The sequence below is a fragment of the Paenibacillus dendrobii genome (assembly GCF_009807035.1).
GTDB classification, from domain to species: Bacteria; Bacillota; Bacilli; order Paenibacillales; family Paenibacillaceae; genus Paenibacillus_AQ; species Paenibacillus_AQ dendrobii.
Window position 1 is genome coordinate 140,378 of record NZ_WUBI01000001.1, and the last position, 15,413, is coordinate 155,790.

Annotated in this window: 10 protein-coding genes; all 10 read left to right on the forward strand. The window is 54.2% G+C overall.

What is annotated here, in order from left to right; all coding sequences use genetic code 11:
• The first annotated feature begins 107 nt into the window (after nucleotides 1-107).
• The 10 genes from GRF59_RS00565 to GRF59_RS00610 all read left to right on the forward strand — a co-directional run bounded on the left by GRF59_RS00565 (nucleotide 108) and on the right by GRF59_RS00610 (nucleotide 15,404).
• On the forward strand, nucleotides 108-1,226 hold the full coding sequence (locus tag GRF59_RS00565) for an ABC transporter ATP-binding protein (protein ID WP_341479981.1): 1,119 nt from the start codon (nucleotides 108-110) through the stop codon (nucleotides 1,224-1,226).
• The gene (locus tag GRF59_RS00570; protein WP_160495743.1) at nucleotides 1,223-4,177 is read left to right on the forward strand and encodes an extracellular solute-binding protein; all 2,955 of its coding nucleotides are present in this window, start codon (nucleotides 1,223-1,225) and stop codon (nucleotides 4,175-4,177) included. The genes GRF59_RS00565 and GRF59_RS00570 overlap by 4 nt, the downstream gene beginning before the upstream one ends.
• Nucleotides 4,174-5,145, forward strand: a complete 972-nt coding sequence (locus tag GRF59_RS00575) for a carbohydrate ABC transporter permease (RefSeq protein WP_341479982.1) — start codon at nucleotides 4,174-4,176, stop codon at nucleotides 5,143-5,145. Before GRF59_RS00570 ends, GRF59_RS00575 begins: the two co-directional genes overlap by 4 nt.
• A 3-nt stretch (nucleotides 5,146-5,148) precedes the next feature.
• Entirely contained in the window at nucleotides 5,149-6,015 is an 867-nt protein-coding gene (locus GRF59_RS00580) for a carbohydrate ABC transporter permease (protein ID WP_237391568.1), read from the forward strand.
• A 25-nt stretch (nucleotides 6,016-6,040) separates the two neighbouring features.
• Complete coding sequence (locus GRF59_RS00585; protein WP_160495744.1) at nucleotides 6,041-8,053, forward strand: YIP1 family protein; 2,013 nt, start codon at nucleotides 6,041-6,043, stop codon at nucleotides 8,051-8,053.
• 25 nt (nucleotides 8,054-8,078) lie between these two features.
• On the forward strand, nucleotides 8,079-10,271 hold the full coding sequence (locus GRF59_RS00590) for a DUF5696 domain-containing protein (protein ID WP_160495745.1): 2,193 nt from the start codon (nucleotides 8,079-8,081) through the stop codon (nucleotides 10,269-10,271).
• On the forward strand, nucleotides 10,268-11,164 hold the full coding sequence (locus GRF59_RS00595) for an ABC transporter permease subunit (RefSeq protein WP_160495746.1): 897 nt from the start codon (nucleotides 10,268-10,270) through the stop codon (nucleotides 11,162-11,164). Before GRF59_RS00590 ends, GRF59_RS00595 begins: the two co-directional genes overlap by 4 nt.
• Entirely contained in the window at nucleotides 11,161-12,138 is a 978-nt protein-coding gene (locus GRF59_RS00600; RefSeq protein WP_160495747.1) for a carbohydrate ABC transporter permease, read from the forward strand. The genes GRF59_RS00595 and GRF59_RS00600 overlap by 4 nt, the downstream gene beginning before the upstream one ends.
• Before the next feature lie 127 nt (nucleotides 12,139-12,265).
• Nucleotides 12,266-13,627 (forward strand): ABC transporter substrate-binding protein, encoded by a 1,362-nt coding sequence (locus GRF59_RS00605; protein ID WP_160495748.1) that lies wholly within the window; start codon nucleotides 12,266-12,268, stop codon nucleotides 13,625-13,627.
• Between the two features lie 202 nt (nucleotides 13,628-13,829).
• Entirely contained in the window at nucleotides 13,830-15,404 is a 1,575-nt protein-coding gene (locus GRF59_RS00610) for an extracellular solute-binding protein (RefSeq protein ID WP_237391569.1), read from the forward strand.
• The last annotated feature ends 9 nt before the right edge of the window (nucleotides 15,405-15,413 follow it).

The window sequence follows — 15,413 nt, forward strand, 5'->3', positions numbered from 1 at the left end:
TAAAAATGAACTGCAAAGATTAATACAGCCTCATTTTGGCCTTGTCGTGAATGCGCTACCATTATAGATGTGAAAGAACAGTTAGCATAGCGCGAGGTGAAAAACAGGTGGGAAGCATCTCTTTTAATCATGTGTTTAAACGGTACAAAGGCGAATCTCGCCCGGCGGTCAACGATTTTCATTTAACCATAGAAGAAGGGGAGTTTCTTGTCCTGGTCGGTCCTTCCGGATGCGGCAAATCGACGACGCTGCGCATGCTCGCGGGGCTGGAGGAGATTAGCAGCGGCGAGCTGTATCTGGACGGGCGATTCATTAACTACGTCTCCCCGAAGGATCGGGACATCGCCATGGTTTTTCAGAATTATGCTCTTTATCCCAATCTCTCCGTTTTCGAAAATATCGCGCTCGGCCTCAAGCTCCGCAAGACGGCCAAGCATGAAATCGAATCGCGCGTGAAGCGGGTAGCCTCGATTCTCGAAATCTCGCATTTGCTGGAGCGCAAGCCCAGCCAATTGTCCGGGGGCCAGAAGCAGCGGGTTGCTCTCGGCAGAGCGATTGCCCGCGAGCCCCAGGTGTTCCTGATGGACGAACCGTTATCCAATCTGGATGCCAAGCTGCGTGCCCAGACCCGGGCCGAGCTGATCAAGATGCAGAGCGATTTGAAGCGGACGACGGTATACGTCACCCATGATCAGGTGGAAGCGATGACGATGGGTACCCGCATTGTGGTGATGAAGGACGGAGTCATTCAGCAGGTGGCCGAGCCGCGAAAACTGTATGACGAGCCTGCCAATGTTTTCGTCGCCGGATTCATCGGTTCTCCGCAAATGAACTTTTTGAACGGTACGATCGAGAAAAACGAAGAGGAATATTATTTTTCCAACAAACGCATGAAACTGCTCCTGCCTGAGGCTTTCGGCCGCAGATTCGAGCAGGCCCGGAAAACGGTCCGCAGCGTCATTCTGGGGGTGCGGCCTGAACATGTGATCCTGAAGCCAGGGAGCTCGGATGAGGTCAATACCGTTACCGGACTTGTTCACATGACGGAAGCAACCGGTGCCGACTCCTACGTCTACGTGCAACTTGGTTCCTACTTGCTCATTGCGCGTACGAATCCGGAACAGATCTATGCGACGGGAGACGTGGTTTCCGTGGCTTTCATGATGAACAAAATCCATTTTTTCGATGAGAGCACGGAGGAATTGATAGGGAGCGATGAAGCATGAATAAAAAGCATCTTCCCCGCTTTATGCGCATTTCCCTCCGCCTGCTGATCGTCGCGGCTTTGCTCTTCGGGGCGTTTCGTTGGCTGACGGCCGAGGATCCCATCGTCTACTCGAGCAGCGTTACCGCAGACCAACTGCTTAACATGGCAAACCCGGAAAAGGTTCCTCCATACGCCAAGTCTACCAAGGGACAGGAAGGAAACCTGGACGCCGCAAAGGAAACGAGCATTCCGATCGATCCGGTGAAATACGATGCGGCATCCACCGATGCAGATCTCGCAAAGGATGCTGACAGCGGTCGCGGCATGCTGAGTTGGGGCAACGAATCCGGCTGGGTGGAATGGACCTTTGCCGTCCCGCAGTCCGGCTGGTATGAGCTCCACCTGGATTATAAAGCGCTGCCCGGCAGCAGCAGCTCCGTCATACGCGGAGTCATGATCGACGGAATGTATCCCTTCGCGGAATCCGAGCGCATCGAGCTGGAACGGATGTGGAAGGATGCGAAGTATCCTTATGAACGCAACGAAATCGGCATGCAGGTACGTCCGCAGCAGACGGAGCTGTCCGAATGGACGGATAAGGCGGCAAGCGACTATTCCGCTTCATCCCGCCCGCTTCTGTACCGGCTTGAACAAGGACAGCACACGCTCAGGCTGAACGGAGAGAGAGGATCGGTCGCAATTCGGCAAATGTACTTTCGGACCCAACAGCCGATTTCGACCTACCAGGAATACGCGAAGCAGCAGCCCGCCAAGAAAGCCCAGGAGAGCTGGTTTGAACAGAGGGAGGCCGAGCAGTTTGATCGCAAATCGAGCCTGTCCATCCAGACAGACCGCTGGTCCGAGCCGTACATATCACCGGACCCCAAAGGCCGCATCACCTATAACGTGCTCGGAGGCAACCGCTGGAAGCAGCCGGGCGAATGGGTGGAGTGGAGTTTTGAGGTGCCGGCCGACGGCTGGTACGCCATCGACCTGAAAAATTTCCAAAACTACAGATCGGGATTCAAAGCCTATCGAACGATCGAAATCGATGGAAACGTTCCGTTCAAGGAAATGCTGCATTACGGCCTCGCATATCACAAGGAATTCGAGATCACGGCGATCTCGGACGCGGAAGGCAAGCCTTATGAATTTTATCTGCGCAAAGGGTCCCATACGATGCGAATGACCGCCGATGCTTCTGTGATGCAGCCCATCCTGATTTCGCTAAAAGACACACTCGCGCAAATCTCGGACTTCGACCGCCACATCCGGCTTATTACCGGCAATTACAGCAAAAATGCCTCGGATGCCAACATGGATGCCAGCCGGACCTGGGATATGAGCAAATACGATCCCAATGCGGGCAAGACGCTTCAATCCATGATCGATCGCTTGAAGCTGATCCGCGACTACATTAACCGCGTGAATGAGGGGAACTCCGACCTCTCGCAGGCGATTGCTTCAGCGGTAAGCATGCTGGAAAACATGCTGGAAGACGTCAACAACATACCGAACAAAGTGAATGACTTCTCCACGATCCAGGCGAACATCGGGACATGGATGTCCACGTTAACCCAGCAGCCGATGATGCTCGATTATTTCGTGGTGCGTACGCCGGAGACCCAGACGGGACTCAAAGAGCCGACGGCGCTGTCCCGCATCCCGTATTCGATCGCCGATTTTGCCCGTTCTTTTACGATGGACTACGATCTGGACGGACAGAAAAAGGACGGAGCGCTGGATATATGGGTCGGCCGCGGCCGTGATTACGTCGATCAACTGCGGGAACTGGTGAGCCAGGATTTTACGCCTAAGACGGGAATCGAAGTCAACATTAATCTGATGCCGAATCCCAATATGCTGATTCTGGGCAACGCTGCCGGCGACGTGCCCGACGTCGCACTCGGATTGGCGGAGGCGACACCGGCCGATTACGCGATGAGGGGCGCTGTCCAAGACTTGTCCGCATATCCGGGATATGACGACGTTATGAAGCGGTTTATCCCTGGCGCGGCGAGAGCGTTGTCCTACAATGGCGGCACGTACGGCTTGCCGGAGGTACAGAACTTCCAGCTGCTCTTTTACCGTTCGGATATTCTCGAGAATCTGGGCCTCAAGGCGCCCGACACCTGGGACGACGTGTTTGACATCTTGCCGACGCTGCAGGAAAACGGCATGACGATGAATGTTCCAAAAGCCGATTTCGCCACGCTCTTTCAGGAGAACGGCGCATCGCCGTATACGCCCGACGGGATGAAAGCGAGCCTTTTTAGCGATTCGGGACAAACGGCATTCAAGGAGTGGACGGAGCTGTTCACCAAATACAATCTGCCGATCGACATCCCGGCCTTCTTCCAGCATTTCCGCGACGGGGACATTCCGATCGGGATTGCCGACTTTAATACGTACGTGCAGCTGCAGGTTGCCGCTCCCGAGATTACCGGCCACTGGAAAGTCGCACCTCTCCCGGGGATCAAGCAGCCGGACGGTACCGTGGCCCGCTGGTCGCCGCAGGGGCTGTCGACGGCCATGATCATGAAGAAGAGCGACAAAAAAGATGCGGCCTGGGAATTTCTGAAGTGGTGGACTTCCGCGGATGTCCAATCCCGATACGCCGAAGACATGGAATCGTACTACGGTATCGAATACCGCTGGAACACGGCCAATGTCGAGGCGATGAAATCGCTGAGCTGGTCGCCGGGCGACCTGAAAGCGATCCGGGAACAGGCGCGCTGGACGGCGAATCTGCCCAACGTCCCCGGATATTACTTCTTAGCACGGGAAATGGATTTTGCCTGGAACAAGACGGTATTTGACGGGGTGCCGGGAAGCGAGTCGCTGGAGGAGGCTAATCTGTCGCTACAGCGGGAGATGGATCGGAGGCAGCGGAATTTCGGCATCGCAGGAACGAATCTGTACGTGCCGCAGATAACCGAACCTTATAACTGGGAGGAAGCCAAGCCGTGAAAACAGAGGTTACGCACGCTGCACGCACTGTCAAAACGCCGTCTCCGGCGACCATCAAGCTCAAACGCTTTTTGCTGGATTTGAAGAAAGACGCTTTTTGTTACGCATTTCTTGCGCCGTTTCTGATCTGCTTTCTTGTCTTTATCGTCATTCCGGTCGTGATGGCCGCAACGCTCAGCTTTACGTCTTACGACGGATTCAGCAAGCTGCATTTCATCGGTTTCGATAATTTTATCTCACTGTTTACGCAGGACATCGTCTTCTTGACCAAAGCGCTCCCAAACACGTTCGTGTTTGCACTGATCGTCGGTCCCGGCGGTTATCTGCTGTCTTTTCTCTTCGCTTGGCTGATCCATCAGCTTCCGATGAAGGTGCGTGATTATTACACGCTGGTGTTCTATGCTCCGTCCATGGCGGGCGGCGTGGCGCTGTCGGTCGTATGGATTGCCGCCTTCAGCGGCGACCGGGTCGGCTATTTGAATCATTTCTTGCTGAATATGGGATGGATCGACTCTCAGGTGACGTGGCTGCAGGATCCGAAGTATCTGCTGAAAATCATGATTCTTGTATCTTTATGGATGAGTTTCAGCGTGGGATTTCTGGCGATGCTGGCCGGTCTGCAGACCGTCAACCGGGAGCTTTACGAGGCGGGACGGATCGACGGCATTTCGAACCGCCTGCAGGAGGTGTTTTACATCACCGTGCCGTCGATGAAACCGCAAATGCTGTTCAGTGCGGTCATGACGATCGTATCCACGCTGAAGGCGGGAAGCATTTCGACGCAGCTGACCGGCCAGGCAATCACGCCGCGTTATGCGGGACACCTCATCATCAACCATGTCGACGATTACGCGTTCATCCGGTTCGAGCTTGGCTATGCTTCCGCCGTCTCGGTCATCCTGCTGCTTCTCAGCTATTTCGTCATGCGCTTTGCATACCGGATGTTCAATTCGAAGGAGGAACTGTAGCCGATGATGCTCATGTTGCGCAGACTCCGCGCAGTCTCGCCGTTTCAGGTCGTTTTGATCACGCTCTTTACCGGATTGGCTCTGTTCATGTCGCTGCCGATCGTTTTTATCTTCAACCATGCGTTCAAGCCGCAAAATGAGCTGTTTCTGTTTCCGCCGCGATTTTTCGTCCGGCATCCGACCTTGCACAACTTCGAAACGCTCTTTCTGCATGCGTCCAATGCGACCGTGCCGTTCACGCGGTATTTATTCAACAGTCTGATCGTGGTGTCCTTGACTCTGATCAGCGTCGTGGTGGTTAGTACGATGGCGGCCTATGTTCTGGCCAAATACGAATTCCATTTCAAGCAGCTCATCATGTCGCTGATTACCCTCTCCTTGATGTTCGCGCCGGAGACGGTGTCGATTCCTAGATATTTGGTCATCAACGGGATCGGGCTGAACAATACATACCTCGGGCATATTCTGCCATCGCTGGCATCGCCCGTCGCAGTGTTCATGCTTGTCGGCTTCATCTCGCAAATTCCCAGGGATCTGATGGAAGCTGCACGGATCGACGGCGCGGGCCATTTCGGCATATTCGTCCGGATGATCCTGCCGTTGTCCGTGCCGGCGATCGCGACGATCTCGATCCTGACGTTCCAGGGCGTGTGGGGGGATGTGGAGACATCGACTTTATTCATGCAAAAGGAGACGATGCGGACGCTCGCTTTTTACGTCAACAGCCTGCTCAGCGGACTACAGAACAACGTGGCGGGCCAGAACATGGCGGCGGCGGCCGGGCTGCTTATTTTTATTCCGAATCTGATCATCTTCCTGCTCTTTCAGCGCAGGGTACTAGAGACGATGGTCCATTCCGGTATCAAGTAATGCCACAGCAAAGGAAGTCGGAACGATGAAAAAATGGTTTTCGTTACTATTAGTCTTTATGGCCGTTTTGACGGCCTTGCCGGGTACGGCCATGGCCAAACTTCCCTATATGACCGCTTACTACGACCCGAACCAATTGTCCTGGTTCCGCATCCAGCCGATTTATAGTCCTGCCGGGGCCTTCTCGGCCGATTTCGGGGAACCGGCCGATCTCCATGTCGCTGACGATGACCGCGTCTACGTCGCCGACAAGAAAAAGGATCGCATTGCGGTGCTCAGCCGCTACGGGAAGCTGCTTCGAATCATTGGCGACGCGGAAGGCTCCGGCAAGCTCTCCGGACCGGAAGGGGTATTCGTCACCCCGGGCAACGAGGTGTATGTCGCGGATTCAGGCAATCAGCGGATCGCGGTGTTCGACGAAAACGGGCGTTTCCGGAGGGAATACCAAAAACCGGACACCCCGCTGCTCGGCTCTGAGCATTTCGTTCCCGTCAAGCTCGTCGTCGATCGGCGCGGCGTGATGTACATCGAGCTGAATTCTTCCTATCAGGGGCTGCTCCGCTTGAATCCGAAAGGTGAATTCATGGGATATTTCGGCGCCAACAAGGCGGATCAGTCCATGCTGAACTGGCTCAAGAAGCTGGTGCTGAACAAAGAGCAGATGTCCAAGGAAAAGGGCGCACTGCCGAAACCGATCACCAACGTAGCCCTCGACCGGGACGGATTTTTGTATACCGCAACGGCCGGCGGGGAAGGGAAGGGGGCCATCCGCAAGCTGAACGCCGGCGGTGTGGACGGCTTCAAGAACAAAACGCTGGAAAACGGACACGGCATCGTCGACGTGGCCATCGACCCGGAAGGCTTCCTGTACAACGTCGATCTGGACTCCATGCGGATCAACATCTATGACCGCAGCGGGCAGGCCATGTTCGAATTCGGCGACGTGGATAAGGAAACGCAGCAGTACGGCGTGCTCGGTTTTCCGACGGGCATCGGCATCGATTCGCAGCACGCGATCTGGATATCCGACAGCGCTACCAATACGGTTCACAAATATGTCCGCACCGCATTCGGCAGCAGCGTCCTGCAAGCGCTTGGGCTGTACGCCGACGGGAAATACGAGGAGAGTAAGCCCTACTGGGAGGCGGTCTATGCCCGCAACGACATGTACAACGGGACCTTTCAAGGCTTGGGCAAGGTGTACTTGCACGAGGACCGCAATGACGAAGCTTTGAGCTATATGAAAGCCGCGTTCGATACCGATGGCTATTCCAAGGCTTTTTGGCAGATCCGGATGGATTGGCTTCAGCGCCATTTCGTCGCCTTGGTAACCAGCTTGATCGCGTTGCTGCTCGCCGTCTATTTTGGCCGCCGCGCGGTCCGCGCTTACTTGGTCAGGCACCCGTTTCCGGTCTCCTGGAAAGATCCGCTGGCGTACATCCGAAATTTGGGATACGTACTGATCCACCCTTATGAAGGGTTCTACAAAATCAAAGAAGCCAGGATTCCGGCCTGGATTACATTATTCCTGCTGTGCCTCGTGATCGGGATCAAGCTGTGCCGGGTGTATCTCACGGGATTTTTGTTCCATCCGGTTGATCTTTCGGAAGTGAACCTGGTTAAGGAACTTGCCTTGTTTGCCCTGCCATGGGTGACCTGGATCATCGCCAACTATCTCGTCTGCAGCATTAAAGACGGGGAGGGCCGATTCCGGGAAGTCATACAGGGCAGCGTATACGCGCTGTCGCCCTACGTGTTCTTCTCCGTGCCGACGATCCTGTTATCCAACATCGCATCTCTGGACGAAGCGGTGATCATTCATGCCTTAAACGTTGTCATGACGGTATGGCTGCTCGCGATGTTTATCGTCATGACGCAGGTGATTCACAATTTCGAATTTCTGGAGACACTTAAAAACTCGGCTATTTCGGTATTTACGATTTTGACGATCTGGTTGTTCGGGTTTATCGTGTTCGGATTGTCTTATAACCTGTACGACTTTTTCTACGAGCTTTACAAAGAGGTGAACATCCATTAACGCTGCCAAACGAAGATTCCGCCAAATGATATGGACAGCCGCCGTCGTGCTGGCCGTTGCGATCTTACTTCTGCTGTTGGTGACGAAGCCCTGGGAGCGTACGACAAGCGAACGATTTTCCCAAACGGGCATCGTCGCGACCCTTCCCGCTCCGGACGCACTTTACGAAGGCAATGCCTGGAAGCCCACAGCGGGTGCCGACGGTTATGCGCTCGCACTGGAGAACGACCGTTACGCGCTTTATATCCGGCCTGATACGACTCAATTCGCCGTGCTGGATAAGGCATCCGGCTACCGCTGGACCAGCAATCCCGCCAAAGAGGAGCTTGCCGCCGAAACGGTCAAAGGGCAGCTGATGGCCAACCTGCAGTCGCCTTTCATTCTGACCCATGTCCGGACGCAGGGTGCCGATCAAACGGTACGGGAAACGCTTAACAATCAGACGGCCGGCATGCAAACGGCCATGATCCGCCATCCGGACGGCTTGCAAATCGAATATGCTTTCCCGGCCAAGCAACTGAAGTTCGTGATGCAGTATGAGCTGACGGAGAAGGGTCTCAAGGTCAAGGTGCCTGCGGCCGGCATCCGGGAGGAGGGCCCATTCGCCATGTTCACGCTGGATGTATTGCCTTATTTCGGGGCTGCGCCGGCCAAGGGGGACGGATATGTATTCGTGCCCGACGGACCGGGAGGACTGATTCGTTTCGATCAAGAGCATGCCAGCCTCTCGAGAGGTTATTCGCATCAGGTATACGGCCAAGAGGTGACGAACGAGGAGAATTGGACACGAACCGGAGAGAGAAGAGAAGATATCGCTTACCCCGTGTTTGGACTGAAGAAAGGCGATCATGCCTTTCTGGCCGTCATGACCAAGGGCGAAGATTCGGCCAATGTGTCTGCCATGGCGCCGGGACTCAAATCCTCTTTCTACAACGTCTTTTCCAGCCAAATCTATCGCGAAGAATATCTCTACCGGATGAGTAAACTGGCCTCGCCGAGCAAAGCCGTTCAGAAGGAACGGCTGAATCTGGACCGGGAGTTAGAGTACCGGTTCCTGAGCGGTTCCGATGCAAACTATGTTGGGATGGCTGGCGCCTATCGGAGCTATTTGCAGGAGACCGGACGTCTCCAGGAGGCGTTAAAACCGGTGGAGCATGTACCGCTGTACTTGAAAATCATGGGCGGCAATTATGAAAAGGCCTACGGCCGGATCCGATACGTGGCCGCCACGACTTTTGAGCAGGCGGGAGAAATCGTCGGCGCCCTGCAAGGCAAAGGCATCGCTTCGATTAAAGCCCTTTTTTACGGATGGGAAAACGAAGGCGACTACAACATGGAAAAGCGTTTCCCCATCGAGCCTGCGCTTGGCGGCGAGTCTGCCGTGAAGACGTTTATGGATCAAATGAAAGAGCGTGGCGTCCCGGTCAGCTTCAGTGAAGACTTTCTCTGGGTCGACAGCCACTCTTCGTTCTCCGGCAAAACGGATGCGATTCGGGGGATCGACGGCACAGCTTATGTCGACGAAGGCTGGTATATCGCCAAGCCCGCCTATACAGCGGCAGCGGCAGCAGAAACGGTCGATAAGCTGAAGAAGCTCGGTGTGGCCGGCATCCATTTTAGCGGAATCGGCGAGATGCTGCTGAACGATTACGAACCTACGGGCATCCAGACCCGGGAATACGCAAAAACCGTCTATGACGGGCTGCTGAAATATACCCGGGAAGGATTGGGGAGCGCCTCCGTCAATCAGGGGGATGCTTATGTGCTTGGCCAAACGGATTATATCGACGGGCTGCCGTCCGAATCGAGCTACGATTTCATGATCGACGAAACGGTTCCTTTTTACCCGATGGTGCTGCACGGCTTCGTGCCGTACACGTTCGGGGACGGCAATCTGCGGGATGATGAGGATGCCGAATTTTTGCGGGCCATTGAATACGGCGCGCTGCCGTCATTCTTCGTCACGCACGACGACTCGCGCAAGCTGAAGGATACGCCGTCCAACTTTTTGTACAGCAGCCGTTTTGATAAATGGGAGCGGCGGATCACGGAAGAATACGGCAAGTTCGATTCGCTGAGCAAACTGTATGCGCAGAAGATTACCGGCCATGAGAAATTGTCCGATCAAAGGTATGCGACGACCTATGAGGATGGCACGAGGGTCATCGTGGACTATGGAACCAAAGACTTTACGATTGAGAAGGGGGCGGAGCAATGAGAAGCATGCCGGATCATAGACACAAAGCGGTTCATTACCATTTCAAGCGATACGGCGTAGGACTGTTGTTCATGCTCCCCTGGATCATCGGATTCTGCGTGTTCGTGGCGATTCCGATTGGATGGTCGATGTTCATGTCCCTGCATAAAGTCGCGGTAGTTCCCGGCGGATTCAAGTATACCTGGCTCGGGCTGCAAAATTACCGCGACGCTTTTCTCAAGGACAATGTGTTTCCGATCGAGCTGATCACCTACTTCCAGGAAATGATCCTGATGGTGCCGGTGATCGTTATTTTCGCCCTGCTGATCTCCTTGCTGCTGAACCAGCGATTCCCCGGCCGGTTCATTTACCGGGCGCTGTTCTTCCTGCCGGTGATTTTCGCGACGGGGCAGGTGCTGTCGGAGCTGTTCACGCAAGGCGCCGGCGACGTTCCCTTCCTGGAACAGTACAACCTGGAACCGATTGTCCGGCAGTACGTCGGAGGCGAACTGGCCAAAACGGTCATGGAAGTGCTCGGCCGCGTCGTTCTCATTCTCTGGTATTCTGGCGTGCAGATCCTGATATTCATCGCGGGCTTTCAGACCATATCCCCATCGGTATACGAAGCGGTCCGGATCGACGGCGCTTCCCCATGGGAGAGTTTTTGGAAAATCACGTTACCAGCCAGCGTGCCGTTTATCAGCCTGAACGTGCTCTACACCATTATCGATCTGTTTACTTTTCCGCTCAATCCGGTCCTGAAGCACATTAAGGACAACATGTTCAAGGTCGATACCGGATACGGCTACGCCAGTGCGCTCGCATGGATTTATTTCGGCTTCATTTTCGTCCTGCTTGCCCTGGTGTTGGGATTATTCAGCCGCAGCATGCGGCTAAAGGGGGGGAAATCATGAAGCCTGAGCTTTGGGTTCACAGAGCGAGGAATTATGCTGCAGGTCTTTTGTGGAGCCGCAAGGCGCAAAAGTACAAGATGGTCGTGCTTGGCAGGAATCTGTCGGATGGTCTGTTGGCGAAAATGGTCATTTATGCGCTGCTTTCCATCGTGGCTTATCTGTACCTGCAGCCGCTGCTGTACATGATCAGCACGATGCTGAAAACGGTCAGCGATCTGCTCGATCCGAGCGTGAAATGGATTCCCCGGGTCGTGAGCTGGGAGAATTTGACCAAGGCGTACAAAGGGCTGCAGTATCCGGAAGCGCTGCGGAACACGACGCTCATTGCTTTGAGCTGCTCGCTCGTTCAAGTGCTGGTATGCTCGATGACCGGCTATGCGCTCGCGCGATTGGCTGTCCCGTTCAAGGGACTGATCACGGCACTGGTACTGCTGACGTTTTTGATCCCGCCGCAGGTGATCATTATTCCGCTGTACGTGATCTTCAGCAAAATGGGACTGCTCAACACGCTTTTCGTTTTTCTCGTGCCGGCGATATTCGGGCAAGGGCTGAAGGGGGCGCTGTTCATTCTGATCTTCCGCCAATTCTTCAAAGCACAGCCACCAAGCCTGGAGGAGGCCGCTAAACTGGATGGGGCATCTGCCGTCCGGCTCTACTTCCGGATTATGCTTCCACTCGCACAATCGGCCTGTCTGGTCGTCTTTCTGTTCTCGTTCATCTGGTACTGGAACATGTACTACGAACCTTCAATGTTCCTTGCCAAAGGCTTTACGCCGCTCTCCATCCGGCTCGACCGTCTGGAAGACGTCCTGAATCCATCGTTGCTCGGAAGCAAAAGCCTGGTCGCAAATCCGGTGACCGAGGGCACCAAAATGGCTGCCGCGTTCCTGATCATCCTTCCGCCGCTCGTTATTTTCATGTTCCTGCAGCGCTGGTTCATTACGGGCATCGAGCGCACGGGGATCGTGGAATAATCCGGGGGATCCCGGTTGCGTGAGGACTACGTGAAAGGGGGGATGCCCAGTAAGCAGGGCTCGCGAAGAAGCGCTATAAAGGGGTATCGAAATCGTTCGATGAATTCATATTGGGGAGGAACGAAATTTGAAAAGAAAACGAATCGCTTCATCCATTTTATCGATGGTTATGCTCATGACCTTTGTCCTTGCGGGTTGCAGCAGCAAAAATAACGACGCTTCACCATCAGGAACAGGCAATGAACCTGCGCCTGCTCCGAGTGAACAGACGGCAGAGGAAAAGCATGATCCGGTGACGCTGAAATTCATTTCCTGGAAGAATGGAACCTATGACGAGCTGTACGAACTGTTCCATAAGCGTTATCCATGGATCACCATTGAGCAGGTACCGGTGAACAATTCCCAGCCGATCATGGAAATCATCGCGTCGCTGGAAGCGGCGGGCACGCCTGCCGACGTGACGGAGATCGACAGCGATCTGATCACGTACGAGCAGAACAATTTGATCGAGGACCTGACGCCTTACATCGAGAAAAGCGACATTCTTAAGAACGCCAAGTTCCCCGACGGCTTTTTCGAGACCATGACGTTTAACAACAAGAAGCTGGCTGTTCCGATGGTCGATGTGCCGATGTGGGTACTGGTGAACAAGGATCTGCTCGCCAAACACGGCGTGGACATGCCGGCGAACGACTGGACGTACGACGATTTCCGCAGCGTCGCCAAGCAGGTGAGCGATCCGGGAGCCGGCGAATACGGCATCACGACGCAGCCCGAAATCCAAATGCGCCTCCTGTCCTCCAAAGCCATTGCAGACGGCCATGCGGCGAACCATCAATACATGAATGAAGACTTGACCCAAAGCCTGCTCAGCACGCCGGACATCATGAATGACGTGAAGTGGTTCCAGGAGCTGGTCACGAAAGACGGATCGATGCAGAGCTACGCGGCTGCGGAAGCTGGCGGCAACGTGACGAAAGACTTCATCAACGGGAAAACGGCTTTCGCCATTGGCGGCGACTGGGTTCTGCCGACCTTGAAGGAAAAGGCCACTTTCGATTGGGATGTCCTGCCGTTCCCGAAAGGAAAAGTCAGCCAGCCGGGTTACTCGATTTACGGACCGCTAGGGCTTTTGTCAGGTTCCAAGCATAAAGAGGAGGCTTTCCTGTGGCTGAGCTTCCAGTTCACGCCGGAGGCCCAGAAGTGGAAAATCGATCAGGGAGCCAACGCTTCCGTTGTCGATCCGGAGCTGACAAGTTATTACGATCAGGCGCCGATCTGGCAGGGAAAGAACATCGAAGCCGTCAAGATCGCCCAGAAGAACGCCAGAATCCAATCCGGCTTAACGGTGCCGGGCTGGAACGACTATAACTACAATAATATTTTGAATGACATTATCTTTGGAGACCGGGATATCAATGACATTATTCCGGAAACAGAGGCTTGGAACAAGAAAACGATAGAGATCAGAGCGACCCTGAAGCAATAGGGCCCGGAAGCTGCCGGACGGATTCAAAAGTCCGGGCAGCTTTTTGGCGTTTGCGAAAAAGGCTAAAATATGACGGGTTCGTTTAATTTCGTCCCATTGTCGATTCTCAGAGGTTCGGTTATATTATGTTTTATAGAACGGAGAAGAGAGCTGTGATATTCATTCAAAGCCACTTTTTTTGAAAACGTTTACATTTATTTTCATGAAAGGAAGATCAGCCATGTCCTTTTGCCGTTTTCCGCGATTTGCCGCGATTCGCCTGTTAAGCTTGACGCTGGCATTCGGACTGGCCGGCTGCACGACGGGCAGCGAAATCCGGATGGGGAGTCACACGCTTCCCGCCGAAAAGTCCGCCATGTCCGCCGAACCCGAGGCGACGCTGAAATTTTATTTTGGCGGCGAGAAGAAGGCTGCGACCGACGAGGTATGGACGGCCGTGAGCGATTACGTCAAAACCAAAGGGTTAGACGTCAAATTTTCTGTTCAATTCATCCCTTGGCCGGAATATTCGGGGAAGCTTCTGGTCATGGCAGCCGCCGGCGACCGGTGGGACTTGAATTTCGATACGGAATCCTCGTTCAGGCAAATGGCTTCCCGGGGATCCTATTTGCGATTGAATGATCTGCTTCCGATATACGCTCCTCATCTGTACGAGCGTTACCGTCAACAGCACAGCCTGCTCTCCGCCACCATCGGCGGGGATGTCGTCGGTTTGCCTTGGACGATCAAGATGAATCAGCGGCCGTATGCCGGTTGGAGGGCGGACCTGGCCGAAAAGGCAGGCATATACCGATCTCCCGAATCGGTACAGACCGTTGAAGATGTCGACCGGCTTCTACACGACTTGAAAAAGGCTTATCCGAACCATAAGCTGAGCCGTATCCCGTCGCTTTCGCTCTATTTGGTCCGGGATGAGTGGGTGGATTTGGGCTTTTATGGGCTCGGCTTTTATCTGAACGATCCCAAGTATGAGGTACGGGCCATCGAAGACCAGCCATTTTACGCGGATGCTGCCTTCATGAGCCGAACGTGGTACAAGGATGGCATATTGAATCCTGACTCGAAAATTGATTACGAAGATGGTGCCGATCAGTGGCGAAACGGTAAAATGCTCTTCACGCTTACCTCGCATGAATGGGCGTATGCGGCCGATCCGGGCTTTGCGGATACAAGCTTCAGGCAGCAAATGTCGCTCCTGTATCCTGATAAAAAAACCGTCAACCGAAGCTCGATCTCTAATGTGGCCGCCATCAACCGCAATTCCGAGCATCCTGAACTGGTGCTGCAGTTTCTTGATCTGCTGGAGACGGACGAAAGGCTGTTCGATCTAGTCATTTACGGAATCCAGGGTAAAACGTATGAGCTGGACGGAGGGAAGGTCGTGTATCCGGATAATTTGAAATTTTCCACGAGCAATTATATGGATTGGGGAGGGCAATGGGTCTTTTGGAAGCCGCAATTTTTACGTCCTACCGAGACGTATCCCGAAGATTTCTGGAAGGAGGAGGCCCGGTTTGCGGAGCTGCCGGTGAACGTGGATTCCCCGGTGGAAGGGCTGCTCCTGAACGATCAGCCGATCAGCGATCTACTTGAAGAAAGGGACCAAATCTATGAGGATTTCGGCAAGTCGATCGAATTCGGCATGGAGCCGGATGTCGCGCAAGCGCTGTCGGCTTACCGGGAGAAGCAAAGAAAGAACAGTCTGGACACCATCATATCGGAGGTGCAGCGCCAGGTCGATCAATTCTTGGCGTCGCAGCATCGAGATCCATCCTAAGAGGAGGCT

What these genes read in the sequence shown, in the direction of transcription:
- GRF59_RS00570 (WP_160495743.1), top strand. Translation starts at nt 1,223, where the DNA reads ATGAATAAAAAGCATCTTCCCCGCTTTATGCGCATTTCCCTCCGCCTG.
- GRF59_RS00580 (WP_237391568.1), top strand. Translation starts at nt 5,149, where the DNA reads ATGATGCTCATGTTGCGCAGACTCCGCGCAGTCTCGCCGTTTCAGGTC.
- GRF59_RS00585 (WP_160495744.1), top strand. Translation starts at nt 6,041, where the DNA reads ATGAAAAAATGGTTTTCGTTACTATTAGTCTTTATGGCCGTTTTGACG.
- GRF59_RS00590 (WP_160495745.1), top strand. Translation starts at nt 8,079, where the DNA reads ATGATATGGACAGCCGCCGTCGTGCTGGCCGTTGCGATCTTACTTCTG.
- GRF59_RS00595 (WP_160495746.1), top strand. Translation starts at nt 10,268, where the DNA reads ATGAGAAGCATGCCGGATCATAGACACAAAGCGGTTCATTACCATTTC.
- GRF59_RS00600 (WP_160495747.1), top strand. Translation starts at nt 11,161, where the DNA reads ATGAAGCCTGAGCTTTGGGTTCACAGAGCGAGGAATTATGCTGCAGGT.
- GRF59_RS00610 (WP_237391569.1), top strand. Translation starts at nt 13,830, where the DNA reads ATGAAAGGAAGATCAGCCATGTCCTTTTGCCGTTTTCCGCGATTTGCC.